21 protein-coding genes and 1 other RNA gene are annotated in these 24,130 nt (G+C 62.6%); 4 read left to right on the top strand and 18 right to left on the bottom strand.

The genetic code is table 11. The annotated features are described in order from the left end of the window. Positions 1–2 precede the first annotated feature (2 nt). The 11 genes from ACK3SD_RS03135 to ACK3SD_RS03085 form a co-directional block, all read right to left on the bottom strand. Positions 3–986, bottom strand: a complete 984-nt coding sequence (locus tag ACK3SD_RS03135; protein WP_481126732.1) for a substrate-binding domain-containing protein — start codon at positions 984–986, stop codon at positions 3–5. Between the two features lie 122 nt (positions 987–1,108). Then, the gene (locus ACK3SD_RS03130; RefSeq protein WP_137762217.1) at positions 1,109–1,930 is read right to left on the bottom strand and encodes a DeoR/GlpR family DNA-binding transcription regulator; all 822 of its coding nucleotides are present in this window, start codon (positions 1,928–1,930) and stop codon (positions 1,109–1,111) included. A 502-nt stretch (positions 1,931–2,432) separates the two neighbouring features. Next, a complete protein-coding gene (locus ACK3SD_RS03125; protein ID WP_481126731.1) occupies positions 2,433–3,575 on the bottom strand; it encodes a glycerate kinase in 1,143 nt (380 codons plus the stop codon). A gap of 241 nt (positions 3,576–3,816) precedes the next feature. Beyond that, on the bottom strand, positions 3,817–4,563 hold the full coding sequence (locus tag ACK3SD_RS03120) for an SDR family oxidoreductase (RefSeq protein WP_481126730.1): 747 nt from the start codon (positions 4,561–4,563) through the stop codon (positions 3,817–3,819). Positions 4,564–4,625: 62 nt separating this feature from the next. After that, entirely contained in the window at positions 4,626–7,505 is a 2,880-nt protein-coding gene (gene gcvP / locus ACK3SD_RS03115) for an aminomethyl-transferring glycine dehydrogenase (protein ID WP_481126729.1), read from the bottom strand. A gap of 77 nt (positions 7,506–7,582) precedes the next feature. Then, positions 7,583–7,969, bottom strand: coding sequence for a glycine cleavage system protein GcvH (gene gcvH / locus ACK3SD_RS03110; RefSeq protein ID WP_137762213.1), 387 nt, complete (start codon positions 7,967–7,969; stop codon positions 7,583–7,585). A gap of 25 nt (positions 7,970–7,994) precedes the next feature. Then, positions 7,995–9,092, bottom strand: a complete 1,098-nt coding sequence (gcvT, locus tag ACK3SD_RS03105; RefSeq protein WP_481126728.1) for a glycine cleavage system aminomethyltransferase GcvT — start codon at positions 9,090–9,092, stop codon at positions 7,995–7,997. Positions 9,093–9,516: 424 nt separating this feature from the next. After that, on the bottom strand, positions 9,517–10,728 hold the full coding sequence (ubiI, locus tag ACK3SD_RS03100; RefSeq protein ID WP_481126727.1) for an FAD-dependent 2-octaprenylphenol hydroxylase: 1,212 nt from the start codon (positions 10,726–10,728) through the stop codon (positions 9,517–9,519). A 19-nt stretch (positions 10,729–10,747) separates the two neighbouring features. Beyond that, on the bottom strand, positions 10,748–11,926 hold the full coding sequence (gene ubiH / locus ACK3SD_RS03095) for a 2-octaprenyl-6-methoxyphenyl hydroxylase (protein ID WP_481126726.1): 1,179 nt from the start codon (positions 11,924–11,926) through the stop codon (positions 10,748–10,750). Further along, positions 11,923–13,236: a Xaa-Pro aminopeptidase gene (pepP, locus tag ACK3SD_RS03090; RefSeq protein ID WP_481126725.1), complete on the bottom strand. Its 1,314-nt coding sequence runs from the start codon at positions 13,234–13,236 to the stop codon at positions 11,923–11,925. The genes ubiH and pepP overlap by 4 nt, the downstream gene beginning before the upstream one ends. 42 nt (positions 13,237–13,278) lie before the next feature. Next, positions 13,279–13,854, bottom strand: a complete 576-nt coding sequence (locus ACK3SD_RS03085; RefSeq protein WP_481126724.1) for a YecA/YgfB family protein — start codon at positions 13,852–13,854, stop codon at positions 13,279–13,281. Positions 13,855–14,096: 242 nt separating this feature from the next. Between ACK3SD_RS03085 and zapA the strand changes: the two genes are divergently transcribed. From zapA to ACK3SD_RS03070, 3 genes are all read left to right on the top strand, one after another. Then, on the top strand, positions 14,097–14,426 hold the full coding sequence (gene zapA / locus ACK3SD_RS03080; protein WP_072932761.1) for a cell division protein ZapA: 330 nt from the start codon (positions 14,097–14,099) through the stop codon (positions 14,424–14,426). An 84-nt stretch (positions 14,427–14,510) separates the two neighbouring features. After that, a non-coding RNA gene (ssrS, locus tag ACK3SD_RS03075) (6S RNA) lies at positions 14,511–14,694 on the top strand. A gap of 59 nt (positions 14,695–14,753) precedes the next feature. Continuing rightward, positions 14,754–15,362, top strand: a complete 609-nt coding sequence (locus tag ACK3SD_RS03070; RefSeq protein ID WP_481126723.1) for a 5-formyltetrahydrofolate cyclo-ligase — start codon at positions 14,754–14,756, stop codon at positions 15,360–15,362. A gap of 47 nt (positions 15,363–15,409) precedes the next feature. On the opposite strand, the gene serA is transcribed toward ACK3SD_RS03070, so the two are convergent. Together serA and rpiA are read right to left on the bottom strand one after the other, a co-directional pair. After that, the gene (gene serA, locus ACK3SD_RS03065; protein ID WP_481126722.1) at positions 15,410–16,642 is read right to left on the bottom strand and encodes a phosphoglycerate dehydrogenase; all 1,233 of its coding nucleotides are present in this window, start codon (positions 16,640–16,642) and stop codon (positions 15,410–15,412) included. Between the two features lie 372 nt (positions 16,643–17,014). After that, positions 17,015–17,671: a ribose-5-phosphate isomerase RpiA gene (gene rpiA / locus ACK3SD_RS03060; protein WP_481126721.1), complete on the bottom strand. Its 657-nt coding sequence runs from the start codon at positions 17,669–17,671 to the stop codon at positions 17,015–17,017. A gap of 195 nt (positions 17,672–17,866) precedes the next feature. On the opposite strand from rpiA, the gene ACK3SD_RS03055 reads away from it, so the two are divergent. Continuing rightward, positions 17,867–18,760 carry a LysR family transcriptional regulator ArgP gene (locus ACK3SD_RS03055; protein WP_137762204.1) on the top strand — a complete coding sequence of 298 codons (894 nt, stop codon included), beginning with the start codon at positions 17,867–17,869 and terminating at the stop codon, positions 18,758–18,760. 27 nt (positions 18,761–18,787) lie between these two features. On the opposite strand, the gene ACK3SD_RS03050 is transcribed toward ACK3SD_RS03055, so the two are convergent. From ACK3SD_RS03050 to pgk, 5 genes are all read right to left on the bottom strand, one after another. Then, a complete protein-coding gene (locus ACK3SD_RS03050; protein ID WP_137762203.1) occupies positions 18,788–19,513 on the bottom strand; it encodes an oxidative stress defense protein in 726 nt (241 codons plus the stop codon). Between the two features lie 197 nt (positions 19,514–19,710). After that, the gene (argO, locus tag ACK3SD_RS03045) at positions 19,711–20,325 is read right to left on the bottom strand and encodes an arginine exporter ArgO (RefSeq protein ID WP_481126720.1); all 615 of its coding nucleotides are present in this window, start codon (positions 20,323–20,325) and stop codon (positions 19,711–19,713) included. A gap of 176 nt (positions 20,326–20,501) precedes the next feature. Next, on the bottom strand, positions 20,502–21,428 hold the full coding sequence (mscS, locus tag ACK3SD_RS03040) for a small-conductance mechanosensitive channel MscS (RefSeq protein ID WP_481126719.1): 927 nt from the start codon (positions 21,426–21,428) through the stop codon (positions 20,502–20,504). A gap of 294 nt (positions 21,429–21,722) precedes the next feature. Continuing rightward, positions 21,723–22,802, bottom strand: a complete 1,080-nt coding sequence (gene fbaA / locus ACK3SD_RS03035) for a class II fructose-bisphosphate aldolase (RefSeq protein ID WP_481126718.1) — start codon at positions 22,800–22,802, stop codon at positions 21,723–21,725. A gap of 112 nt (positions 22,803–22,914) precedes the next feature. After that, positions 22,915–24,078 carry a phosphoglycerate kinase gene (gene pgk, locus ACK3SD_RS03030; RefSeq protein WP_481126717.1) on the bottom strand — a complete coding sequence of 388 codons (1,164 nt, stop codon included), beginning with the start codon at positions 24,076–24,078 and terminating at the stop codon, positions 22,915–22,917. Between the last annotated feature and the right edge of the window lie 52 nt (positions 24,079–24,130).

The following is a 24,130-nucleotide window of genomic DNA, read 5'->3' as shown; positions in this document are numbered from 1 at the left end:
GGTTACAGCCCCATTTTCACCAGTTTCGGCAGGTTGGTCTTATCCAGGCTTTCGGTTTCGTTGCCCAGGATGGTGTGGGTGGCCTCATCGACCTTCACCTGGCCCATGCCCTCAATGGTCATGCCGTCGGTGATCTTCTCGCCCTTCTGCATCATGTCCGCCAGCCGGACAAATACCTCACCGGCCACCATCGGGTTCCAGATGTAGCCGCCCTTGATGGCGCCGCGGTTGACCAGCGACGCACCTTGGCCGGGGCTGAACGGGCCGATGACGCAGATGTCATTGGTCTTGCCACGGTTCATCACCGCGCGACCCGCGCCAATTGGCCCCTGCGAGCCGAAGGCGACGATGCCCTTCAGGTCGGGGTACTTGGCCATCAGGTCGTTGGTGGTGCGCAGCGTCTCATCCAGCGACTCCGCCACGCCGAACTTGTCGGCCACCATCTGCATGTTCGGGTAGTGCTCTTTCTGGTAGCTGATGGCCGAGTCGGCCCACAAATTGTGCAGCGGCACCGTCAGGCTGCCGACGTAGACCGCATACTTGCCCTGCTCCTTCATGCAGGCGGCCAGCGCCTTCATGTGGTTGATGCCGTGCACCTTGGCGTCCACCAGTTCGAAGTCCCAGTCGGCGTACTGCTGCCCCGGCGACTCATGCACAATCACCTTGATGCCCGCCGCCTGCGCGCGCTTCAGCACCGGCTCCAGCACCTTGGCGTCGTTCGGCACCACGCCGATCACATCCACCTTCTGCGCGATCAGATCCTCAATCGCCCGCACCTGCAACGCCGGGTCGGCGGCGGTCGGGCCAACCTGCCAGGCGTCGATGCCACGCTTGGCGGCCTCGCTCTTGATGCCGGCCTCCATCGCGTTGAACCACGGGATGCCGCCAATCTTGACCACCACGCCCATGCGGAGCTTCTCCGCGCCATGCGCTGACACAGAGAGCAGCGCCGTGGCGAACAGGCAGGCCAGTACAGATCTCTTCATGGTGTTCTCTCCTTCAGGGTGGCTCCACGCCACTTGTTGTTATTGAACAGACGGTTATTGGTCAGAGGGTTATTGGGACAAACGGTTATGGGCACAGACGGTCTGGTGTTTGACGCACACCCCTACGGCTCGCCGCGCCGCCGGTTGGCGGGCGCGGCCTCCACCACGTTGACGTTGTTCCAGGCCAGCTCCTGCCGGAACTCCTCATCCACCAGCCGGTCGGTGATCAGCGTATCGATCTCGCGGTAGTGGCAGATGCGGGCAAAGGAGCGGCGGCCTATCTTGCTGGCGTCCACCAGCAGGAACTTGCGCTCGGCGGCCAGCAGCATCTGCTGTTTCAGCCGCGCATGGTGCTCGTTGCTCTCGCGGATCCCCCCCTCCAGGCTGAGGCCGTGGCAGGAGAAGAACATCTTGTTAATGACGAACTCCTTGAGCATCTGCTCCGCCAGCACGCCGATAAAATCCTCATACTTGGCGGAGTACTCGCCGCCGAGGCCGATGGTGCGCACATTAGCTTTCACCGCCAGCGTCTGGATGATGTGCAGCGAGTTGGTCAGCACCACCAGCTCGATGTCCGGCAACTGCCGGGCCAGGAACCAGCTGGTGGAGCTGCTGTCCAGCAGCAGGCAGTCACCCGGCGAGATAAACTCCAGCGCCCGCTTGGCGATGCGCGTTTTGGCCTCCGGCGACTCGTTGCTGCGCTGGCGGAATGACTCCCCCTGCTCAATCTGCGCCGGCAGGGTGCGCTTCTCCGGCCCTGGGCTGTCTAAGTAGATTGCGCCGCCGTGGCTGCGCAACAGCACGCCCTTTCTCTCCAGCAGCGTCAGGTCGCGACGTGCGGTCTCCAGTGAGATTTGGCACAGCGCGGCCACTTCATGAACTAATACCCGCCCCCGTTGGCTGAGGAGGTCGGCGATAAAGCGATGGCGTTCTGCAGGCAGCATGGTCTTCTCCTTCCTGATGTTTTTTAAGATACGGGCTTAACCGGAATGGTTTTGCGCCGACGGTCAAAGCCGCCGGTGCGAATCGGGCGTCCGCGACCGGCTGTGATATTTCGCACAAAAAAGAGAAAGCTAATGAAATGTTAAATAACTGATCTGAGGCATGGCGCGCAGATAACGCCCCTTTTGGCGTCTCGCCAGCAGAGGCAAATTTGCAAACGGTCACATTTCCCCACCCGTCCCGCTGACCGTTACTGACCGTTTCTGTGGAAATGACCGTTTTTGTCTGTAGCGCCCCTACCAAAAGAGCAAAAATCGCGCAGCGACGCTAGGTAAACCGGTTAATAAAAAGATCGAGATTTAACATATCGGCAGGCCCGTAGGCGCAGCAAGCAGGGAAAACAGCACAGGCGGGCGTGGCGCGGTCAATCCGCAATCAGGACAAGGGAGTGTAATTTTTCAGGAAGGTGACGCCTGCCAGGGCAGCAGGCGTCAGAAAAGGGAATCAGTGCAGGCCGCGCGCCAGTTTCAGGGTGGCGGCGACGTTGCGCGCCGTCATGCGCACGTTGTCGCCAGCGTTCTCCAGCGCCTCGTCGAGGCTACAGATGGTGTAGAGCACGCTGAATACCGCATCCAATCCATGCTCATGCACCACGCCGACATCGGCGGTCAGGCTGCCAGCGATGGCGATCACCGGTTTATCGTGGCGCTTCGCCACCTGCGCCACGCCAATCGGCACCTTGCCGTGGATGGTCTGGCTGTCGATGCGCCCCTCGCCCGTGATCACCAGATCGGCATCCTTGACCAGCGCCTCCAGCCCCAGCGCCTCGGTGACAATCTCAATGCCCCGGCGCAGATCCGCGCCACAAAAAGCCAGCAAGCCGGCACCCATGCCACCGGCCGCGCCCGCGCCCGGCACCTGATCGACCTCCACCTGAAGGTCGCGCTGGATAAGCTGCGCGTAGTGCGCCAGATAGCCATCGAGTTGCTTCACCATCTCCGGCGTCGCGCCCTTCTGCGGGCCGAATACCGCCGAGGCCCCCTTGTCGCCGGTCAGCGGGTTGGTGACGTCGCAGGCCACCTCAATGCGGCACGCCTTCAGCCGCTCATCCAGCTCGCCCACGTCGATGCGATCCAGATCCGCCAGCCCGGCCGCGCCGCGCACGATGGGCTGGCCATCGCTATCCAGCAGCTTCGCGCCCAGCGCCTGCACCATGCCCGCGCCGCCATCATTGGTGGCGCTGCCGCCGATGCCGATGATGATGTGGCGCACGCCCTGCTCCAGCGCGTGGCGGATCAGCTCGCCGGTGCCATAACTGGTAGTGTGCAGCGGGTTGCGCTGTTTGGCGGGCACCTGCTCCAGGCCGCTGGCGGCCGCCATCTCGATAAAGGCGGTGTCGCCGTCACCGGAGAGGCCGTAGAACGCCTCAATCTCCTTATCCAGCGGGCCGGTGACCTTGACCTTGACGACGCGCCCGTGGGTGGCGGCCACCATCGCCTCCACCGTGCCTTCGCCGCCGTCGGCGACCGGCAGCTTCACATACTCGGCCTGCGGGAACACTTCGCGGAAGCCCGCCTCAATCTGGTTGGCCACCTCCAGCGCGCTCAGGCTCTCTTTATAAGAATCTGGTGCAATGACGATTTTCATCTCTGCCCTTCCCTCCACATCCTGTCTCTGGGCAGGGATGGCCTGCCCGGTTGCGCCTGCCGGTTGCCGGGGGTGGCAGTGGGCAGGCCCGCTCATGCGCTACGCTTTCAGCATAGCAAATCGCCGCCGGGCCTCCGGCGGACGGCGCAGTATAGGCAAGCGCCGCCACGTGGCGCATCAGGCAGATGAACAGGATTAACCGCCCACAACCGGCACATTTTCAGGCATCTGCCCAATACTGCTACTTGCCGCCAGCCAGTTCGAGGAAACTGCCGGTCACGTAGGAGGCGGCGTCAGAGAGCAGCCAACTGATGGCGGCCGCCACCTCCTCCGGCTGGCCGCCGCGCCGCATCGGCAACTGCGCCTTGACGCGGTCAACCCGACCCGGCTCGCCGCCGTCAGCATGCATCTCGGTGTAGATAAAACCGGGGCGCACGCCGTTGACGCGGATGCCTTCCGCCGCCACCTCCAGTGACAGACCGGTGGTCAGGGTGTCCAGCGCCCCCTTGGAGGCGGCGTAGTCCACGTACTCACCCGGCGCGCCCAGCCGCGCCGCCGCCGACGAGACATTGACGATCGCCCCACCGCGCCCGCCGTGGCGCAGCGCCATGCGCTTCACCGCCTCACGGCAGCAGAGGAACGCGCCAGTGACGTTGGTGGCCAGCACGCGGTTGATGCGCGTGGCGTCCAGCGCCTCAATCCGCGCCTGCTGGAACAGGATGCCCGCGTTGTTCACCAGCGCCGTCAGCGGGCCGAAGGCCGCATCCACCGCCGCGAACAGCGCCATGACCTGCGCCTCCTCGGCGATGTCGGCGGCAAACGCCTGCGCCGTCCCACCGGCTGCCACAATCTCCGCCACCAGTGCCTCCGCTGCCGCGTGATCCTGCCGGTAGTTGATCGCCACCCGGTAGCCCTCCTGCGCCAGCAACCGCGCCGTGGCGCGCCCAATGCCCCGGCTACCGCCGGTCACCAATGCCACTCGCTCCATCTTTTACCTCCATAAAAAAGGCCCGGTTTTCCGGGCCTTTACAGCGTAGGGTTTCCTGTTGCTTATTGGTAGTCGCTGACCGGCACACAGGCGCAGAACAGGTTGCGGTCGCCGTAGACATCATCCAGACGCTTCACTGCTGGCCAGTACTTGTTCTCCTGCGTGGCGGCGCTCGGGAACACCGCCCGCTCGCGGCTGTAGGGGTGTTGCCACTCCACCAGCAGCTCCGCTTGGGTGTGCGGCGCATTGACCAGCGGGTTGTCATCCTGCGGCCACTCACCGGCTGCCACGCGGCCAATCTCGGCGCGGATCGCCAGCATCGCCTCGATAAAGCGATCCAGCTCGGCCTTGCCCTCGGACTCGGTCGGCTCCACCATTAGGGTGCCCGCCACCGGGAAGGACATGGTTGGCGCATGGAAACCGTAATCAATCAGGCGCTTGGCGATATCCATCTCGCTGATGCCGGTCTGCTCTTTCAGCGGGCGGATATCGAGGATGCACTCGTGCGCCACCCGGCCGTCGTGGCCGGTGTAGAGCACCGGGAAGGCCCCCTGGAGGCGCGTCGCGATGTAGTTGGCGCTCAGGATCGCCACCTGGCTGGCGCGCTTCAACCCCTCCGCGCCCATCATGCGGATATACATCCAACTGATCGGCAGGATGGAGGCACTACCAAACGGCGCGGCGGAGACCGCCCCGTTCTGCGTCAGCACGCCATCAATCGCCACCACGCTATGGCCGGGCACGAACGGTGCCAGGTGCGCCTTCACGCCAATCGGCCCCATGCCCGGCCCGCCGCCACCGTGCGGGATGCAGAAGGTTTTGTGCAGGTTGAGGTGCGAGACATCCGCGCCAATGTAGCCCGGCGTGGTGATGCCCACCTGGGCGTTCATGTTCGCGCCGTCGAGGTAGACCTGCCCGCCATACTGGTGGACGATCTGGCACACCTCGCGGATGGTCTCCTCATAGACGCCGTGGGTCGAGGGGTAGGTCACCATGATGCAGGAGAGGCGATCGTCCGCCTGCGCCGCCTTCTCGCGCAGGTCATTCAGGTCGATGTTGCCGCGCTTGTCGCAGGCCACCACCACCACCTCCATGCCCGCCATCTGCGCTGACGCCGGGTTAGTGCCGTGGGCGGAGCTGGGGATCAGGCAGAGGGTGCGGTGGCCCTGCTGGCGGCTCTCATGGTAGTGGCGGATCGCCAATAGCCCGGCATATTCGCCCTGCGCGCCAGAGTTCGGCTGCATACAGATGGCGTCATAGCCGGTGAGCTGCGCCAGCCACTGGGAGAGCTGGCCAATCATCTGCTGGTAGCCAGCGGCCTGCTCCGGCGGGCAGAAGGGGTGCAGATCGGCGAACTCCGGCCAGGTGATCGGGATCATCTCGGCGGCGGCGTTCAGCTTCATAGTGCAGGAGCCGAGCGGGATCATCGCCTGATTGAGCGCCAGATCGCGCTTCTCCAGCCGGTGCATGTAGCGCATCATCTCAGTTTCGCTGTGGTAGCGGTTGAACACCGGATGGGTGAGGATCGGCGTCTGGCGGCGCAGCGCCTCAGGGATCGAGGTGCTCTCCAGCGCGACCGCCCGATCAAGCGCCTCAATCTCCAGCCCATGCCCCTCGCCCAGCAGCACCGCGAACAGCGCCAGCACCTCCTCGCCGGTGGTGGCCTCATCCAGCGTGATGCCGACCGCGCCGTGGATGTCGGTGCGCAGGTTGATGCCGAAGCTGAGTGCGCGCGCCAACACCGCCGCCTTGTCCGGCACCTCGACGGTCAGGGTGTCAAACCAGCGGGTGTGGCGCAGCGTCAGGCCACCCTGCCGCAGGCCAGCGGCGAGGATGTCGGTCAGGCGGTGGATGCGCGTGGCGATGCGCTTCAGCCCCTCCGGCCCGTGGTACACCGCGTAGAGGCTGGCGATGTTCGCCAGCAGCACCTGCGAGGTGCAGATGTTGGAGTTGGCCTTCTCACGGCGGATATGCTGCTCACGGGTCTGCATCGCCATGCGCAGCGCGGTGTTGCCCGCCGCGTCACGCGAGACGCCGATGATGCGCCCCGGCATCGCGCGCTTGAACTCATCGCGGCAGGTGAAGAAGGCGGCGTGCGGGCCGCCGTAGCCCATCGGCACGCCAAAGCGCTGGGCGGAGCCAAACACGATGTCCGCCCCCTGGCTGCCCGGCGCGGTCAACAGCACCAGTGCCATGATGTCCGCCGCCACCGCGCTGATGACGCCGCGCGCTTTCAGCGCCGTCAGCAGTGCGCCGTAGTCATGCAGCTCGCCGGTGGTGCCGACCTGTTGCAGCAGCACGCCGAACACCCCCTCATGCTCCAGCGCCCGCTCGGCGCGGTCGATGATCAGCTCAAAGCCAAAGGTCGCGGCGCGGGTGCGCACCACGTCCAGCGTCTGCGGGTGGATATCCTCGGCGATAAAGAAACGGTTGGCCTGCTTCAGCTTGCTGACGCGCTTGGCCATTGCCATCGCCTCGGCGGCGGCGGTTGCCTCATCCAGCAACGAGGCGGAGGCGAGATCCAGCCCGGCCAGATCCTGCGACAGCTGCTGGAAGTTGAGCAGCGCCTCCAGCCGCCCCTGCGACACCTCAGGCTGGTAGGGGGTGTAGGCGGTGTACCAGCCGGGATTCTCTAGCATGTTGCGCAGGATCACCGGCGGCGTCAGCACCGCGCTGTAGCCCATGCCAATGTAGCTGCGGTGGCGCTGGTTGCGGGCGGCGATCGCTTTCAGCTCTGCCAGCGCCTGATGCTCGGTCGCCGATTCGCCCACCGCTGGCGGCCCCGGCAGCTGGATGTCGGCCGGTACGATCTGCTGGATCAGCGCCTCCAACGAGGCCGCGCCCACGGCGTCGAGCATCTGCTGCTGCTGGCGCGCGTCCGGGCCGATATGGCGTTCAACAAAGGCGTCACGGTGTTCAAGTTGGCTAAGCGTCTGGGTCATTGCTACAGATTCCTGAAGTCATGCATGGGGGTCTGGGGGGTGGCGCAGCAGCCCGGCGCGTGGCCGGGCCGTGGGGATCACTCGGCGATGCTGGCCTGATAGCCAGCGGCGTCCAGCAGGTTCTCCAGGCCAGCGTCATCGGCGGCCTTGATTTTGCAGATCCAACCTGCGGCATAGGGCTGCTCGTTGATCAGCTCTGGCGAGTCATTCAACTCTTCGTTCACTTCGACAATCTCACCGGCAATCGGCGCGTAGATGTCCGAGGCGGCCTTCACTGACTCCGCCACCGCACACTCTTCATTGGCCTGTAACTGGCGGCCCACGGCCGGCAGGTCAATGAACACCATGTCACCCAGCAGCCCCTGCGCGTGCTCGGTGATGCCGATGCAGTAGATGCCATTGCCTTCGTCACGCACCCACTCATGGGATGCGGCGTATTTCAGTTCTGTTGGTACATTGCTCATCGCCACCCTCTCTCTTTGTTATCCGTCACTGGGCGACCGGCTTGCCGGCGCGCACAAAGACAGGTTTTGTCACCCGTACCGGCATTTCGCGGTTGCGGATCTCCACAATGGCCTGCTCGCCGATACCGGCTGGCACCCGCGCCAGCGCGATGCTGAAGCCCAGCGTGGGCGAGAAGCTGCCGCTGGTGATCACTCCCTGCTGCGGGCTGCCAGCAGCATCGGTGAAGCAGACGGTCTGGCCGCCACGCAATACGCCCTTCTCGGTCATCATCAGCCCGACCAACTGTTCGCCGCCCTGCTCACGCTGGTGCGTCAGCGCCTCGCGGCCAATGAAATCACGATCCTCCGGCTGCCACGCGATGGTCCAGCCCATGTTGGCCGCCAGCGGCGAGACGCCCTCATCCATCTCCTGCCCGTAGAGGTTCATGCCCGCCTCCAGCCGCAGGGTGTCACGCGCGCCAAGGCCAGCTGGCTTGATGCCCGCCGCCAGCAGGCGCTGCCAGAATTCTGCCGCCTGCGCGTTCGGTAGGGCGATCTCATAGCCCGCCTCGCCGGTGTAGCCGGTGGTGGCAATGAACAGGTCACCCGCCTGCACGCTGAAGAAGGGTTTCATGCCCGCCACCGCCTGACGCTGCTCCGCGCTCAGCAGGGTGGCGGCGCGCTCCTGCGCTTGCGGCCCCTGCACCGCGATCAGCGCCAGATCGTCACGCTCGGTGAGCGTGATGCCATACTCCTGGCCGTGGCGACTGATCCACGCCAGATCCTTCTCCCGGGTCGCGGAGTTGACCACCAGCCGGAAGTGATCCTCCGCCAGAAAGTAGACAATCAGGTCATCAATGACGCCGCCGGAGGCGTTCAGCATGGCGCTGTAGAGCGCCTTGCCCGGCGGGGTCAGGCGGCCAACGTCATTGGCCAGCAGATAGCGCAGGAAGTCGCGCACGCGCGCGCCCGTGAGATCGACAATCGTCATGTGGGAGACGTCAAACATGCCAGCGTCATGGCGTACCGCGTGGTGCTCCTCCAGCTGCGAGCCGTAGTGCAACGGCATCATCCAGCCATGAAAGTCCACCATGCGCGCGCCGCACGCGAGGTGTTGCTCATACAACGGGGTCTGCTTCGCCATGTTTCCCTCTCCGAGGTTTGCGTCTACCAGTGGTGGTTTTTTACGCCATCCACTGGGCAAGTATAGCGACGCAAACGTTAACCTTTTGGTGAAGTTATCACCGTTCCCAACGCCTTTCCATAAGCTGAAATAGGCCTTGCCGCGTTGGCACCAGAAGGGTGTGACCAAAGTCTGTAGCAGATTCCGCTAAAAAACTGCGCCCCGTGGCACATAATTAACAATAAGCACAGACAATATACGAGATTATGTAACAAAAGCGGCCAGCGCTGGGAAAACCCGCCGTGCCCGAAAAGCGCTTCGGATAATAATAAGTAATGCGAAACAGTGAGTGGAATTAGAATAATTCAAACGAGCGCGGGCCTGCCCTGTTTTGGGGCATGACGGAGGGAGAGGAGAAAGGGGCGGTAGAGCGCCGCCCCGAGGGTCAGGCTGGCGGGTTAAGCCAGTCAGGCAGATCGTTGAGGCCCATCGCCTGACGTACCAGACGCGGCTTGACGCCCGGCAGGCTGTCCGCCAGCGTCAGGCCGATGTCGCGCAACAGTTTTTTCGCCGGGTTCTGACCAGCGAACAGGTCGCGGAAACCCTGCATCCCCGCCAGCATCAGCGCGGCGCTGTGCTTGCGGCGGCGCTCATAGCGCTTGAGGTAGAGGTGCTGGCCGAAATCCTTGCCCTCATGTTGCAGGCGGCGGATCTCCGCGGCCAGCTCAGCGGCGTCCATAAAGCCGAGGTTGACGCCCTGCCCGGCCAGTGGGTGGACGGTGTGGGCGGCATCACCCACCAGCGCCAGCCGGTGACCGGCAAAGCTGCGGGCGTAGCGGCCGGTCAGCGCGAAGCTTTGGCGCTCGCTCTCCAGCTGGCAGAGGCCGAGGCGCATGTCGAAATGCAGCGCCAGCTCGCGGTTGAACGCCGCCTCATCCAGCTCAATCAGCCGGGTCGCCTCCGCCGGCGGCACCGACCAGACGATGGAGCAGAGGTGTGGATCGGAGAACGGCAGGAAGGCCAGAATGCCGTCGCCGTGGAACACCTGCCGCGCCACGCCGTGGTGCGGCTCGGAGGTGCGGATGGTGGCGACCAGCGCGCTGTGGCCGTAGTCCCAGAAGGTGAGCGGGATATCAGCGTGGCGGCGCAGCCAGGAGTTGGCACCGTCCGCGCCGACCACCAGCCGGGCGGTCAGCATCCGGCCATCCTCCAGGTTGATGAACGCCTCATTCTCGCCCCACGCCACGCTTTTAAGCTGCGCCGGGGCCATCAGTGTCACTTCCGGCAGGCTGGCGGCGCGCTGCCACAGCGCCTGCTGGATCACCGGGTTCTCGATGATGTGACCCAGATGGGCGTGGCCGTAGTCGTCAGCGCGGAAGGCGATGCTGCCGAAGCTGTCGCGATCCCACACTTCCATACCGGCGTAGGGGCTGGCGCGGCGCGCCACGATCTCATCCCAGACGCCGATATGCCGCAGCAGGCGCTCGCTGGCGGCGTTGATTGCCGAGACGCGCACCGAGTGCTGTGCCGGTAGCGGCGAAGGCTCCGCCGCCCGGTGCTCCAGTACCGCAATGCGCAGGCCGGTGCCGTGCAGGCCACATGCCAGCGCCAGCCCGACCATGCCGCCACCGGCGATGACCACATCAAAAGATTGCATAATTAGTTTCCTGTTGGCCTCAGCGCGCCACCCATCCCAGGGTACGGCGGGCAAAGGCGTCACGCAGCAGTGGGGTCTGTTCCATTGCCATCAGGCCGAGGTTACGCCCCACGGCGAGTGGCGCATAACGGTTGGCGAAAAGGTGAATCAGGCCATCCGTCACACCGACGGTGGCCTGCTGGTCTGGCTGGCGGCGCGCCTGATAGGCACTCAGCACCGCCCAACTGCCGGGATCTTGCCCACGCGCGGCGGCGTCGGCCAACGTCTCCGCCAGCGTCATCACGTCACGCAGGCCGAGGTTGAAGCCCTGCCCGGCAATCGGGTGCAGCGTCTGGGCGGCGTTGCCAGCCAGCGCCAGCCGGTGGCTGATGTGGCTGTGGGCGGCGCGCAGTTGCAGCGGGTAGCAGTCGCGCTTGCCGACCTGGAGGATCTTGCCGAGCCGCCAGCCAAACGCCTGTTGCAGGCGCGCGCTGAACTCGGCGTCATCCCAGCCGCGCACCGCCGCCTGCTGGTCACGCGGGTGGCACCACACCAGCGAACTGCGCCCCTGCGACATCGGCAGCAGTGCCAGCGGCCCGTGCTCGGTAAAGCGCTCAAAGGCGCGCCCTTGGTGCGACAGCGCGGTGGTGACGTTGGCGATGGCCGCCACCTGCGGGTAGTCGCTCACCTGCCACTCCACGCCACAGGCTTTCGCCAGCGCCGAGTGGGAACCATCCGCCGCCACCAGCAGGCTGGCGGTCAGCGTCTCGCCGCTCTCCAGCGTAACGCTGGCGTGGTCGGCGCTGCGGGTCACCTCCACCACCTTCGCCGGGCAGTGCAGCCGCACGCCGGGTGCTTTGCGCAGCAGGTCAAACAGCCGCCGGCCGGCGTCATGCAGCTCCAGCACGTTGCCCAGCTCGGTGACATTGAAATCGCGGGCGTGCAGGTTCACAAACCCGGCATGGCCGCGATCGCTGACGTGGACGTGGGTAATCGGGGTGGCGAGGTCACGCAGCGCCGGCCAGATGCCGATGCGCGCCAGCTGCTGGCAGGTGCCCTGCGCCAACGCCAGCGCCCGGGAGTCAAAACCGGGGTGGCGGCGATCCTCGGGGCGCATCGCCTCGATCAGATCTACCGGTAGGCTGCCGCCGCTCAGCGCCGACACCGCCAGTGCCAGCGTGGCCCCGACCATGCCGCCGCCTACAATAATGATGCTCATTGCCGTGCCGCCGCCATCAATGCCTCAATCTCATCCGCCTCTTTCACCACGCCGCCGGTGAGGATCTCATTGCCCTCCTCGGTGATCAGGATGTCATCCTCAATGCGCACGCCGATGCCGCGGTACTCGGCTGGCACGTCGGCATCCGGCGCGATGTACAGCCCCGGCTCGACGGTCAGCACCATGCCCGGCTCCAGCACCCGGTCACGATCGACGCCGTAGTGGCCGACGTCATGCACGTCCAGCCCCAGCCAGTGCGACAGGCCATGCATAAAGAAGGGGCGGTGCGCCTGCTCCGCCAGCAGCTGGTCAGTTTCGCCCTGCAGGATGCCGAGCGCCACCAGCCCCTCGATCATCACCCGTACCACCTGCTCAGTGACGTCACGGATGCTGGTGCCGGGGCGGAACAGTGCCAGCGCGCGGTACTCGGCAGCCAGCACCAGATCATAGATGGCGCGTTGCGCCGAGCTGAAGCGGCCATTGACCGGGAAGGTGCGGGTGATGTCGCCAGCGTAGCCCTGTAGCTCACAGCCCGCGTCAATCAGTACCAAATCGCCCGCCTGCATCTCGCTCTCATTTTCGGTGTAGTGCAGGATGCAGGCGTTGTCGCCGCTGCCGACGATGGTGTTGTAGGAGGGGTAACGCGCGCCATGGCGGGTGAACTCGTGGTGGATCTCCGCCTCCAGCTGGTATTCGAACATGCCGGGACGGCACTGCTGCATCGCCCGCGTGTGGGCCTGCGCGGTGATCTGGCCAGCGCGGCGCATGATCTCCAGCTCCTCGGCGGACTTGAACAGGCGCATCTCATGCAGCCACGGCCGCCAGTCCGTCAGGGTGGCGGGGGCGGTCAGGTTCTGGCGTGCGCCCTTGCGTAATTTTTCCAGTGCGCCGAACACAATGGCATCGGCATAGGCGTGCTGCCCCTGCGCGTGGTAGACCACGTCCAGCCCGTTGAGCAGCAGGTGCAGCTGATCGCCAATCTCCGGGAATGGCAAGGCGCGATCCACCCCGAGCCGGGCGGGGGCCGCCTCCTGCCCAAGCCGACGGCCAAACCAGATCTCAGCCGTCAGGTCGCGCACCCGGTTGAACAGCACGCTGTGGTTGTGCGTCTCGTCGCTTTTGATCAGGATCAGTACCGCTTCCGGCTCGTTGAAGCCGGTGAGATACCAGAAGTCGCTGTCCTGACGGTACGGGTAGTCGCTGTCGGCGCTGCGAACAGCTTCCGGGGCAGCAAAAATGAGGGCCGCACTGGCTGGCGCCATTTTCGCCAAAAGCGCCTGGCGGCGGTTCTGATACTCCTGTTGGGTCATTACCTTCTCCTGAAAGTCTGTTAACGGCGCACTGCCCGCCGCTTAGTGCAGCGTCGGCTTGCGCACTTCCGGCGCGGTCGGGCCTTGCTGGCCAAACTCAGAGTGGCAGAGGATCGCCGCGACGCGCACGTACTCCACCACCTCCTCCAGCGACTGCTCCAGCTCCTCTTGGTCCTCATCCTCATCGTAGCCAAGCTGGGCGATGTTGCGCAGGTCATCGATCGCCTCGCCCACTTCATCCTTCACCTGGTTGAGCTTCGGCTGCACCATGCCTAGGCCCAGCAGGAAGTGGTTGACCCAGCCGGCCAGTGCGTCGGCGCGGTCAAACACGCTGGCGTCATCATCTGGCATCAGCATCTGGAACTGGAAGCCGTCATCCTCCAGCGACTCGCGGGTCGCCTGATGCAGCGCCTGCAATGGCGCGCTCAGCGCCTGCGGGAAGGCGATGCCCTCGTTGGTCAGATCATGTACCAGCGTCTGCCAGCTGGCATCGTGGTTGCCGCCACACAGCAGGCCGCTGATCAGGCCGTGCATCTCGGCGGCCGTCAGGGCGACGGCCTGCTGGCGCAGCGCCTGATTAATGGTGTCATAGGTGGGGTAGCTATTATTTATCGACATACGTATTGGTCATCGTTGGCAGGATAAGTTCATGGTATGCTACCACCAAGATCCGTCGCTGTACCAGATTCGCAAATGCCCGGTTAAGGGTTGATTCTCCCTGACAGCTTAGTAGAGTAAGCTCTCTAGCATGGGGAACCCCCTGAAGAAAAGGGGGTTGTATCTTGGTATTGAGGTATATATAGTGGCGCCCGCTTTGACCGGTGCGGTAAGCGGACGCAGAAATTGAGCAGGAAGGTGGCATGGCTGCACAACCGGTAGACATTCAAATTTTTGGCCGTTCATTACGGGTGAACTGCCCGCCAGAGCAACAGGATGCATTGAATCTGGCTGCAGAAGATCTGAACCAACGGTTGCAAGATCTTAAAGTTCGCACTAGAGTCACAAATACGGAACAACTAGTTTTCATCGCGGCACTGAACGTTTGTCACGAACTGGCGCAAGAGCGCTTGAAAACCCGTGACTATGCCGCCAATATGGAACAACGCATCCGGATGCTGCAACAGACCATCGAACAGGCGTTGCTGGAGCAGGGTCGTATCTCTGAACGTCAGGGCGCGCCCTTCGAATGAGCCAACCAGGTTAATTCGAAAAAATGATCACTTAAGCAGTTGATTTCTCTTGGTTAGGCCAGTAAAGTCAGCAGCGAGTTAAAAATTTCTCTGAGATGTTTGTCAGCGGGCCAGTCCCCTGAGCCGATATTTCATACCACAAGAATGTGGCGCTCCGTTGCCCGTGAGCATGCTCGGTTCGTCCGAGAAGCCTTAAGGTTACGACGCTACGTTCACCTTGAACCAAGGGTTCAAGGGTTACAGCCTGCGGCGGCATCTCGGAGATTCCCTTCTTTATCTGGCAGCGATTTACCCTGTCACTGTTAGCCCAATCGTTTCACGTTTCTTATGAAATTCGCAGACGACAGCGCGCTCTCCATCCCTGTATTACGCCAACAACTGCGCACTGAAGTGCGGCAACGACGTCGCGCCCTGAGCGCCGATCAGCAACGCCTGGCGGGCCAACAGGTGGCCGAACGGGTGATAAGCCATCCGCGCATTGTATCGGCGCAGAGCGTGGCGGTGTTTCTCTCCTTTGATGGCGAACTGCCGACCCGCCCCACCATTGAGGCGCTGTGGTCGCTGGGCAAACGGGTGGTACTGCCGGTGCTGCACCCCTTCTCGCCGGGGCATCTGCTGTTCCTGGATTATGCGCCGCAGACGGCGCTGGCCGCCAACCGCCTTGGCATTCTGGAGCCGCCGCTGGACGTACGCCACCTTCTGCCGCTGCAACAACTCGATGTCATTCTCACCCCTTTGGTGGCCTTTGACGACAGCGGCCAGCGGCTCGGCATGGGCGGCGGTTTCTACGACCGTACGCTGGCGACGTGGCAGGCGCACGGCCCCTACCCCATTGGTCTGGCGCATGAGTGCCAACAGGTGGCGGCCATTCCGGCGGAAGTCTGGGACGTGCCGCTGCCAGAGATCCTCACCCCCGCCAAACACTGGCAATGGTAGCAACGAAAACGGGTGCCCTAAGGCGCCCGTCGTAAAGAGAGAGCCAATCAGTACAGCAGGCGGGTACGGATGGTGCCCGGGATCTCTTTCATCAGTTGCAGCGCGGTCTCCACGCCTTCACTCTCCACGTCGATCACCACGTAGCCAATCTCCGGGCTGGTTTGCAGGTACTGGGCCGCAATGTTGATGCCCTGCTCCGCGAAGATCTGGTTGATGCGCGTCAGCACGCCGGGGCGGTTTTCGTGGATGTGCAGCAAACGGCTGGCGTTGATGCCATGCGCCGGCAGCGACACTTCCGGGAAGTTGACGGCTGAGAGCGTGGAGCCATTGTCAGAGTACTTGCTCAGCTTGCCGGCCACTTCCGAGCCGATGTTCTCCTGCGCTTCCTGGGTGGAGCCGCCGATGTGCGGCGTCAGGATCACGTTGTCGAACTCGCACAGCGGCGAGATGAACGGGTCGCTGTTGGTGGCTGGCTCGATCGGGAAGACGTCGATGGCCGCACCCGACAGGTGTTTGCTGGCAAGGGCGTCGCACAGGGCCGGGATATCGACCACCGTGCCGCGCGAGGCGTTGATCAGGATCGCGCCCGGCTTCATCAGCTTAAACTCTTCCGCACCCATCATCTCTTGCGTGGAGGGGGTTTCCGGCACATGCAGCGAGACCACGTCGCTCATGTTGAGCAGCTCCGAGAGGTGGCGCACCTGCTGGGCATTGCCGAGCGGCAGCTTGTTCTCGATGTCGTAGAAGTAGACGTGCATCCCCAGCCCTTCAGCCAGCACGCCAAGCTGCATACCGATGTGGCCGTAGCCAATGATGCCGAGGCGTTTGCCGCGCGCCTCAAAGGAGCCGACTGCCAGCTTGTTCCAGATGCCGCGGTGGGCCTTGGCGTTGGCCGCCGGGATGCCGCGCAGCATCAGCAGCAGTTCGCCGATCACCATTTCGGCGACGGATCGGGTATTGGAGAAAGGCGCGTTGAAGACCGGGATACCGCGCTTGGTGGCCGCCTTCAGGTCAACCTGGTTGGTGCCGATACAGAAGCAGCCCACGGCGATCAGCTTCTCTGCGGCGGCGAACACCTCTTCAGTCAGCTGGGTGCGCGATCGGATGCCGACAAAGTGCGCATCGCGGATCGAGGCTTTCAGCGCCTCAGTGTCCAGCGCACCCTTATGGTACTCAATGTTGGTGTATCCGGCAGCACGCAGGCTTTCGATGGTGCTCTGATGGACCCCTTCTACTAACAGAAACTTAATTCTGTCTTTCTCCAGTGATACTTTTGCCATAACCCGACCCTATAGTTCAGACTTCAGAAACGGCTGTTGCATAACAGCTCCGCTCCAACATAACAAATATTCAGCGGGCGGCAATACAAACGATTGCGGGCAGAGCAGCACAAGGCTTATCGGCGGCAGTAGATTCTGGCGAAAAATGCTGGCGAAGCGTAGGCAGCCAGAATGTTACAGAATTCCGGGCGCGGCTTGTGACAGATGTCACCAAATTTGGGGGCCTGAAGAAAAGATATTTCAGCGGGGAAAATATGTCCGGTCATAAGGCCGGGTTATGGCGCGAGGTGAGACGCGGGAGTGGCATTCCGGCGACGCGCCCCAGCAGCCCGGTTGGGCTGAGTGACGCGCCGCCGCCACAATAGCGAAAACTTATTTTACGGTGCGGACACCCTCTGGCGTACCGATCAGCGCCACATCCGCGCCGCGGTTGGCGAACAGCCCAACCGTCACCACGCCCGGAATGCCGTTGATGGTGTTCTCCAGCGCCACCGGGTCAAGGATGGTGAGGCTGCGTACATCCAGGATGATATTGCCGTTGTCGGTCACCACGCCCTGACGGTACTCCGGCAGGCCGCCCAGCTTCACCAGCTCGCGGGCCACGTAGGCGCGCGCCATTGGGATCACCTCCACCGGCAGCGGGAAGTGGCCCAGCACATCGACCTGTTTGGAGGCGTCCACGATACAGACGAACTTGCGCGCCATCGCGGCGATGATCTTCTCACGCGTCAGTGCCGCGCCGCCGCCCTTGATCATCTGCATCTGGCCGTTGATCTCATCCGCGCCATCCACATAGACGTCGAGTACGTCCACCTCGTTGCTGTCGAACACCGGGATGCCGAGGCTCTTGAGCCGGGCGGTGGAGGCGTCGGAGCTGGAGACCGCGCCCTCGATCTGGTGTTTGATGGAGCCAAGCGCATCGATAAAGTGCGCGGCGGTCGATCCGGTGCCGACACCGACCACCGTGCCCGGCGTCACGTAGTCCAGGGCCGCCCAGCCAACCGCTTTTTTCAGTTCATCCTGAGTCATGGTAAATTCACTGCTCTTGCTGCGAAAACGTGTGCGTATTATAGAGCAAGCGCCGTGGAAAAGGGCGCGTAATCCGCCGCCGACGATCACAGATCCGCACGCCATGCCGCCGCGCGCGCATGATTTTGCCGCCGCGCAACGGCAAAAACTGTGGCATAGTGCAGGGATACACTTTTTTCAGGGGATAGAAGGTCGATGAAACGCCCAGACTACCGAACGTTGCAAGCACTGGACGCGGTGATCCGTGAGCGCGGTTTTGAGCGCGCGGCACAGAAACTTTGCATCACACAATCGGCAGTATCCCAACGCATCAAACAACTCGAAAACCTGTTCGGCCAGCCGCTGCTGGTGCGCACTGTGCCGCCCCGCCCCACCGAGCAGGGGCAGAAGCTGCTGGCGCTGCTGCATCAGGTGGAGCTGCTGGAAGAGGAGTGGCTGGGCAACGACACCGGCAGTGACTCGCCGCTGCTGCTGTCGCTGGCGGTCAACGCCGACAGTCTGGCGACCTGGCTGCTGCCAGCGCTGAAGCCGGTGCTGGCCGACTCGCCAATTCGCCTCAATCTCCAGGTGGAAGATGAGACCCGCACTCAGGAGCGGCTGCGGCGTGGTGAGGTGGTGGGCGCGGTGAGTATCCAGCCCCAGCCGCTGCCGAGTTGTCTGGTTGACCAACTGGGGGCGCTCGACTACCTGTTCGTCGCCTCAAAGGGGTTTGCTGAGCGCTACTTCCCGAACGGCGTCACCCGCAGCGCGCTGCTGAAAGCGCCAGCGGTAGCCTTCGATCACTTGGATGACATGCATCAGGCGTTTTTGCAGCAGAATTTCGACCTGTCACCCGGCAGCGTTCCCTGCCATATCGTGAACTCCTCGGAAGCCTTTGTGCAGCTGGCACGCCAAGGCACCACCTGTTGCATGATCCCACACCTGCAAATTGAGCGTGAACTGGAGAGCGGCGAACTGATTGACCTGACGCCCGGCCTGTTCCAGCGGCGGATGCTGTTCTGGCACCGTTTCGCGCCGGAGAGCCGCATGATGCGGAAAGTGACGGATGCGCTGATCGCCTACGGCCATCAGGTACTGCGGCAGGATTAAGCACGGCCTGCCGGCCGTGCGGGAAGATTACTGTGGGCGTTGTAGCTCAAACACCACATCGACCTGATCGTCAAAGTGGATAGTCTGCTGCTCATAGGTTTGCGCCGCGTCACCTTGCGGGGCGGACTCCGCCGTTTTGAACATGCGCATTACCGGCATCGGCTGGTAGTTGGCGACATGGTAACGGATGCTGTAGACCGGCCCCAGTTTAGCCTTGAAGCCCGCTGCCAGCGCGCCCGCCTGCTGGGTCGCGTTATCAATCGCCTTCTGGCGCGCCTGATCGCGGTAGGTGTCCGGGTTCGCCACCCCCAACTCCACGGCGCGGATCTCATTCAGGCCCGACTTCAGCGCGCCATCCAACAGATCGTTTAGCTTGTCGAGCTGGCGCAGCGTCACCTGTACCTGACGCGAGGCGCGGTAGCCTTTTAGCTCCGAGCGACCATCTTTCAGGTAGTTATACTCCGGCTGGGTGCGCAGGTTGGCGGCGTTAATGTCTTTTTTGTCGATGCCATTCTTTTGCAGGAAGGCGAAGTACTCCGCCACACGGGCGTCCGCCTGCTGCTTGGCCGATGCCGCCTCTTTCGCCGACACGTTCACGTCAATCGCCAGGGTGGCGATGTCTGGGGTAGCGTCCACGCTAGCCGTGCCGGACGTCACCACGTGCGGCCCTTCCGGCAGTTCTGCGGCCTGTGCGGCAGTCGCCGCGCTGCCTACGCCCATGATTGCGGCCAAAGCCAATGCCTTTAACTTCACGGTCTCTCCTTAAGGTTGCGGTATACGCCGGGATAGTGTCCCTTCCGCCCTATTTAGTGTTAACCCCTGCCCGGCGGCAACAGGCTTTTCAATTGTTTACCCATTACTGCTGGCCATTGTCCGATAAAAATAGAGTGTCACGCATCAAAGCTAGCATAACGTGCGGTCAACCGCCCCACCTATAGGATTATTTCGAATCAGTGCAGCGCCTGGCTCGCCAGCTGGAAGGCGATGCCCCACATCACCACCCCTACCAGCGCATTGATGATGCGTTGGGCACGCGGCGTACGCAGCACCGGTGCCAGCCACGCCGCCAGCAGCGCCAGACCGAAGAACCACAGCAGCGAGGCGCAGGCGGCCCCGAGCGCAAACCAGCGGCGGCCTTCGGACGCGAACTGCCCGCCCAGACTGCCGAGCACCACAAAGGTATCCAGATAGACGTGCGGGTTGAGCCAAGTGACCGCCAGCAGCGTCAGCACGATCCGCCAGCGGGTCTGGCTCACGCCTGCCTCGAGCGCGGCCTCCTCACCCGGCTGTACCGTCCGGCGCAGCGCGCCGAAGCCATACCAGAGCAGGAAGGCCACGCCGCCCCAGGTCACCAGTGCCAGCAGCAGCGGCGAGGTGCTGAGCAGCGCGCTGCCGCCAAACACCCCACCACAGATCAGCAGCACATCGCTTAGGGTGCAGAGCGCGGCGATCATCAAGTGGTACTGGCGACGGACGCCCTGATAGAGCACAAAGGCATTCTGCGGGCCGAGCGGCAGAATCATCGCCGCGCCCAGCAGGAAGCCTTGCAGGTAGGTAGAAAACACAATCGCTATCCTCAATACAGGCAGTGCGCCCAGTGCGCCCTGCGAATGGGCGCAGTATGCGGCGGCGCAGCCATTAGAGGAAACGCAAAAAACTTATCCTCTATCAGTCTGGCTAATGCCCATCGGCCATAAAAAAGGGGTGCCGCATGGCACCCCCAGTTTAGGCGAAAAAAGCGTCAGGAGGCGTGGCCGTTGGCCTGCCCATTGGTTGCCTTTTTCAGATCGAGATTGCGCGGCTCGGCGTCGGAGCTGTCGCCGTTGTCCGCACGGTAGAGGTGCACATCCATCTGCGGGAACGGGATACCGATGTTGTGCTTGTCCAGCGCGCGCTTGAAGCTCTCCAGCGTATCCCAGAAAGTCTCCTGTGCATCGCCATTGGTAGTCCAGAAGCGCACCACGAAGTTCAGGGTGGAAGCACCCATCTCGTTCAGGCGTACTACCACGCCCTTCTCATGCATTACGCGCTTGTCGGCGGCCACGATGTCGCCCAGCACCTTTTTCACGGTATCGATGTCCGCATCGTAGGAGACACCCACGATAATCTCGGTACGGCGGTTTGGCTCACGCGAGGTGTTGATGATGTTGCCAGCGATGATTTTGCCGTTCGGCACCACTACCATTTTGTCATCCGGGGTACGCAGGGTGGTGTGGAAGATCTGCACCTCATCCACAGTACCGGCCACGCCGCCCAGATCCACATACTCACCGGCACGGAACGGACGGAAGATCACCAGCAGCACGCCCGCGGCGAAGTTGGAGAGCGAGCCTTGCAGCGCCAGACCCACGGCCAGACCGGCGGCACCGAGCACCGCGATCACTGAGGCGGTCTGCACGCCGATGCGGCCCAGCGCGGCGATGATGGTGAAGGCGATAACCCCGTAGCGCACGATGGCGGAGAGGAAATCAGAGACGGTGTCATCGATGCCGCGCGCATGCATCAGCTTGCGGATGGCGGTGGAGATGAAGCGCGCCGCCATAAAGCCCAGAATCAGGATGAACACGGCGGCGATAATGTTCACCATATAGTGGATCAACAGCCCCTGGTTGCGCACCAGCCAGTTGCCGGCGCTGTTCAGTGTATCGACTACGTTCAAATCATCCATTCATGCCACCTTTGTTATTTTCACACGCGGCCTCTCCTGCTGCCGGAGAGGGCGATTAACGATCAAGAGTAAACCTGGCCTTGCGTCCGGCAAGCTACCGGCGCACTAAAACCACAAAGTTTGCCAAGGTTTTCAACCCTGACAGTTCGCTATAAGGGTAACTAACAAAATCGGCCTCTGCCAACCGGGCGGGCGCAATCGGGCGACAGACGCTGAAAAACGGGGCAATCTGCCTGCTTTTCGCCCATAAAAAAAGGCTCCCCGTGGGGAGCCTCGCTCTCAGGCCAGATGGCCTTACAGTACGTCTACCGCGTTCAGTTCTTTGAACGCCTGCTCCAGGCGGGTCACCATGGACGCCTGGGCCGCGCGCAGCCAGACGCGCGGGTCGTAGTATTTTTTGTTCGGCTGGTCGTCGCCTTTCGGGTTACCCAGCTGGCCTTGCAGGTAGGCTTCGTTCTCTTTGTAGTACTTCAGGATACCTTCCCAGGTTGCCCATTGGGTGTCGGTATCGATGTTCATTTTGATCACGCCATAGCTGACGGAATCTTTGATCTCCTGCGCGGAGGAGCCGGAACCGCCGTGGAACACGAAGTCCAGGCTGTTATGCGGCAGGTTGTATTTCTTGGAGACGAACTCTTGGGAGTCGCGCAGGATGGTCGGGGTCAGTTTCACGTTGCCCGGCTTGTAAACGCCATGCACGTTACCGAAGGAGGCCGCGATGGTGAAGCGCGGGCTGATGGCGTTCAGCTTCTCGTAAGCGTACGCCACGTCTTCCGGCTGGGTGTAGAGCGCGGAGGCATCCATGTGGCTGTTATCAACGCCATCTTCCTCACCGCCGGTGCAGCCCAGCTCGATCTCCAGGGTCATGTCGATCTTCGCCATGCGCGCCAGGTACTTGGAGCAGATCTCGATGTTCTCTTCCAGCGACTCTTCAGAGAGGTCGATCATGTGGGAGGAGAACAGCGGTTTGCCGGTGGCAGCGAAGTGCTTCTCGCCAGCGTCCAGCAGGCCGTCGATCCACGGCAGCAGTTTTTTGGCGCAGTGGTCGGTGTGCAGGATAACCGGCACGCCGTAGTGTTCCGCCATCTGGTGCACGTGGTGCGCGCCAGAGATGGCACCCAGAATGGCAGCCGCCTGCGGCTGGTCAGATTTCAGACCCTTGCCAGCGATGAAGGCCGCGCCGCCGTTGGAGAACTGGACGATAACTGGCGCTTTGACTTTAGCGGCAGTTTCCAGCACGGCGTTGATGGAGTCGGTGCCCACGCAGTTAACTGCTGGCAGTGCGAACTGGTTCTCTTTCGCAACTTGGAACACTTTCTGAACGTCATCACCTGTGATGACACCCGGTTTTACGAAATCAAAAATTTTAGACATATTACGTCGTCCTGTTTTCGTCGGCCGTAGAGAAATGAATCGGTAAGCCCCTCCGCCCGGCGGTGCCAGGCGGAACAGCATGAACGGGCCGCAGCGGCGACCCGCCAGTTAATTACTGCTTAGCACGCTCTTCCAGCATCACAACTGCCGGCAGTTTTTTGCCTTCCACGAACTCCAGGAACGCACCGCCACCGGTGGAGATATAGGAAATTTTGTCAGCAATTCCGAACAGATCGATTGCTGCCAGAGTGTCACCACCACCTGCAATGGAGAAGGCTTCGCTGTCGGCGATGGCCTGCGCGACAATTTCAGTCCCTTTGCGGAAGTTCGGGAACTCGAAGACGCCTACCGGACCGTTCCACAGGATGGTCTTGGCATTTTTCAGGATCTCAGCCAGACGCTCTGCGGACTGGTCGCCCAGGTCGAGGATTTGTTCATCATCTTTGATGTCGTTGACAGATTTCAACGTTGCACGGGCGGTTTCAGAAAACTCCGTGGCCACGCGCACATCGGTCGGGACCGGAATGTCACAGGTTTCCAGCAGCTTTTTCGCCTCATCCGTCAGGTCAGCTTCATACAGGGATTTGCCCACGTTGTGGCCCTGCGCCGCCACGAAGGTGTTGGCGATGCCGCCGCCAACAATCAGCTGGTCAGCAATTTTAGAGAGGGAATCCAGCACGGTCAGCTTGGTGGAAACCTTGGAGCCACCTACGATGGCAACCATCGGGCGGGCCGGGTTGCCCAGCGCCTTGCCCAGCGCTTCCAGCTCAGCGGAGAGCAGCGGGCCGGCACAGGCGACAGGCGCGAACTTGCCGACGCCGTGGGTGGAAGCCTGCGCACGGTGCGCGGTGCCGAAAGCGTCCATCACAAACACGTCACACAGCGCGGCGTATTTCTTCGACAGCGTTTCGTCGTCTTTCTTTTCGCCCTTGTTGAAACGGACGTTTTCCAGCACGACCAGCTCACCTTCTGCAACCTCAACGCCCTCCAGGTACTCTTTTGCCAGACGTACCGGCGAGGAGAGTTTGTCTTTCAGGTAATCCACCACCGGCTGGAGCGAGAATTCTTCGTTATACTCACCTTCAGTCGGGCGGCCCAGGTGGGACGTAACCATGACGCGCGCGCCCTGCTTCAGTGCCGCCTCGATGGTCGGCAGCGAGGCGCGGATACGTGCGTCAGAGGTCACTTTGCCCTCTTTTACCGGCACGTTCAGGTCAGCACGGATGAGGACGCGTTTGCCGGCCAGATCCAGATCGGTCATTTTAATTACAGACATGGTGAACCCTCTCGTTGATTCTATTTAAAGTTGCTTGAGCGGTGAGCCGGCA

This window comes from Chimaeribacter sp. YP20170169 (assembly GCF_056739715.1).
Note: the sequence above shows the minus strand (reverse complement) of the source record. Positions and strands in the feature narration are given on the sequence as shown.

What these genes read in the sequence shown, in the direction of transcription:
- gcvH (WP_137762213.1), bottom strand. Translation starts at nt 7,969, where the DNA reads ATGAGCAATGTACCAACAGAACTGAAATACGCCGCATCCCATGAGTGG.
- ACK3SD_RS03135 (WP_481126732.1), bottom strand. Translation starts at nt 986, where the DNA reads ATGAAGAGATCTGTACTGGCCTGCCTGTTCGCCACGGCGCTGCTCTCT.
- zapA (WP_072932761.1), top strand. Translation starts at nt 14,097, where the DNA reads ATGGCTGCACAACCGGTAGACATTCAAATTTTTGGCCGTTCATTACGG.
- mscS (WP_481126719.1), bottom strand. Translation starts at nt 21,428, where the DNA reads ATGGATGATTTGAACGTAGTCGATACACTGAACAGCGCCGGCAACTGG.
- pepP (WP_481126725.1), bottom strand. Translation starts at nt 13,236, where the DNA reads ATGACCCAACAGGAGTATCAGAACCGCCGCCAGGCGCTTTTGGCGAAA.
- gcvP (WP_481126729.1), bottom strand. Translation starts at nt 7,505, where the DNA reads ATGACCCAGACGCTTAGCCAACTTGAACACCGTGACGCCTTTGTTGAA.
- rpiA (WP_481126721.1), bottom strand. Translation starts at nt 17,671, where the DNA reads ATGACTCAGGATGAACTGAAAAAAGCGGTTGGCTGGGCGGCCCTGGAC.
- ACK3SD_RS03130 (WP_137762217.1), bottom strand. Translation starts at nt 1,930, where the DNA reads ATGCTGCCTGCAGAACGCCATCGCTTTATCGCCGACCTCCTCAGCCAA.
- gcvT (WP_481126728.1), bottom strand. Translation starts at nt 9,092, where the DNA reads ATGGCGAAGCAGACCCCGTTGTATGAGCAACACCTCGCGTGCGGCGCG.
- pgk (WP_481126717.1), bottom strand. Translation starts at nt 24,078, where the DNA reads ATGTCTGTAATTAAAATGACCGATCTGGATCTGGCCGGCAAACGCGTC.
- fbaA (WP_481126718.1), bottom strand. Translation starts at nt 22,802, where the DNA reads ATGTCTAAAATTTTTGATTTCGTAAAACCGGGTGTCATCACAGGTGAT.
- ACK3SD_RS03055 (WP_137762204.1), top strand. Translation starts at nt 17,867, where the DNA reads ATGAAACGCCCAGACTACCGAACGTTGCAAGCACTGGACGCGGTGATC.
- ACK3SD_RS03120 (WP_481126730.1), bottom strand. Translation starts at nt 4,563, where the DNA reads ATGGAGCGAGTGGCATTGGTGACCGGCGGTAGCCGGGGCATTGGGCGC.
- ACK3SD_RS03070 (WP_481126723.1), top strand. Translation starts at nt 14,754, where the DNA reads ATGAAATTCGCAGACGACAGCGCGCTCTCCATCCCTGTATTACGCCAA.
- ACK3SD_RS03125 (WP_481126731.1), bottom strand. Translation starts at nt 3,575, where the DNA reads ATGAAAATCGTCATTGCACCAGATTCTTATAAAGAGAGCCTGAGCGCG.
- ACK3SD_RS03085 (WP_481126724.1), bottom strand. Translation starts at nt 13,854, where the DNA reads ATGTCGATAAATAATAGCTACCCCACCTATGACACCATTAATCAGGCG.
- serA (WP_481126722.1), bottom strand. Translation starts at nt 16,642, where the DNA reads ATGGCAAAAGTATCACTGGAGAAAGACAGAATTAAGTTTCTGTTAGTA.
- ubiH (WP_481126726.1), bottom strand. Translation starts at nt 11,926, where the DNA reads ATGAGCATCATTATTGTAGGCGGCGGCATGGTCGGGGCCACGCTGGCA.
- ubiI (WP_481126727.1), bottom strand. Translation starts at nt 10,728, where the DNA reads ATGCAATCTTTTGATGTGGTCATCGCCGGTGGCGGCATGGTCGGGCTG.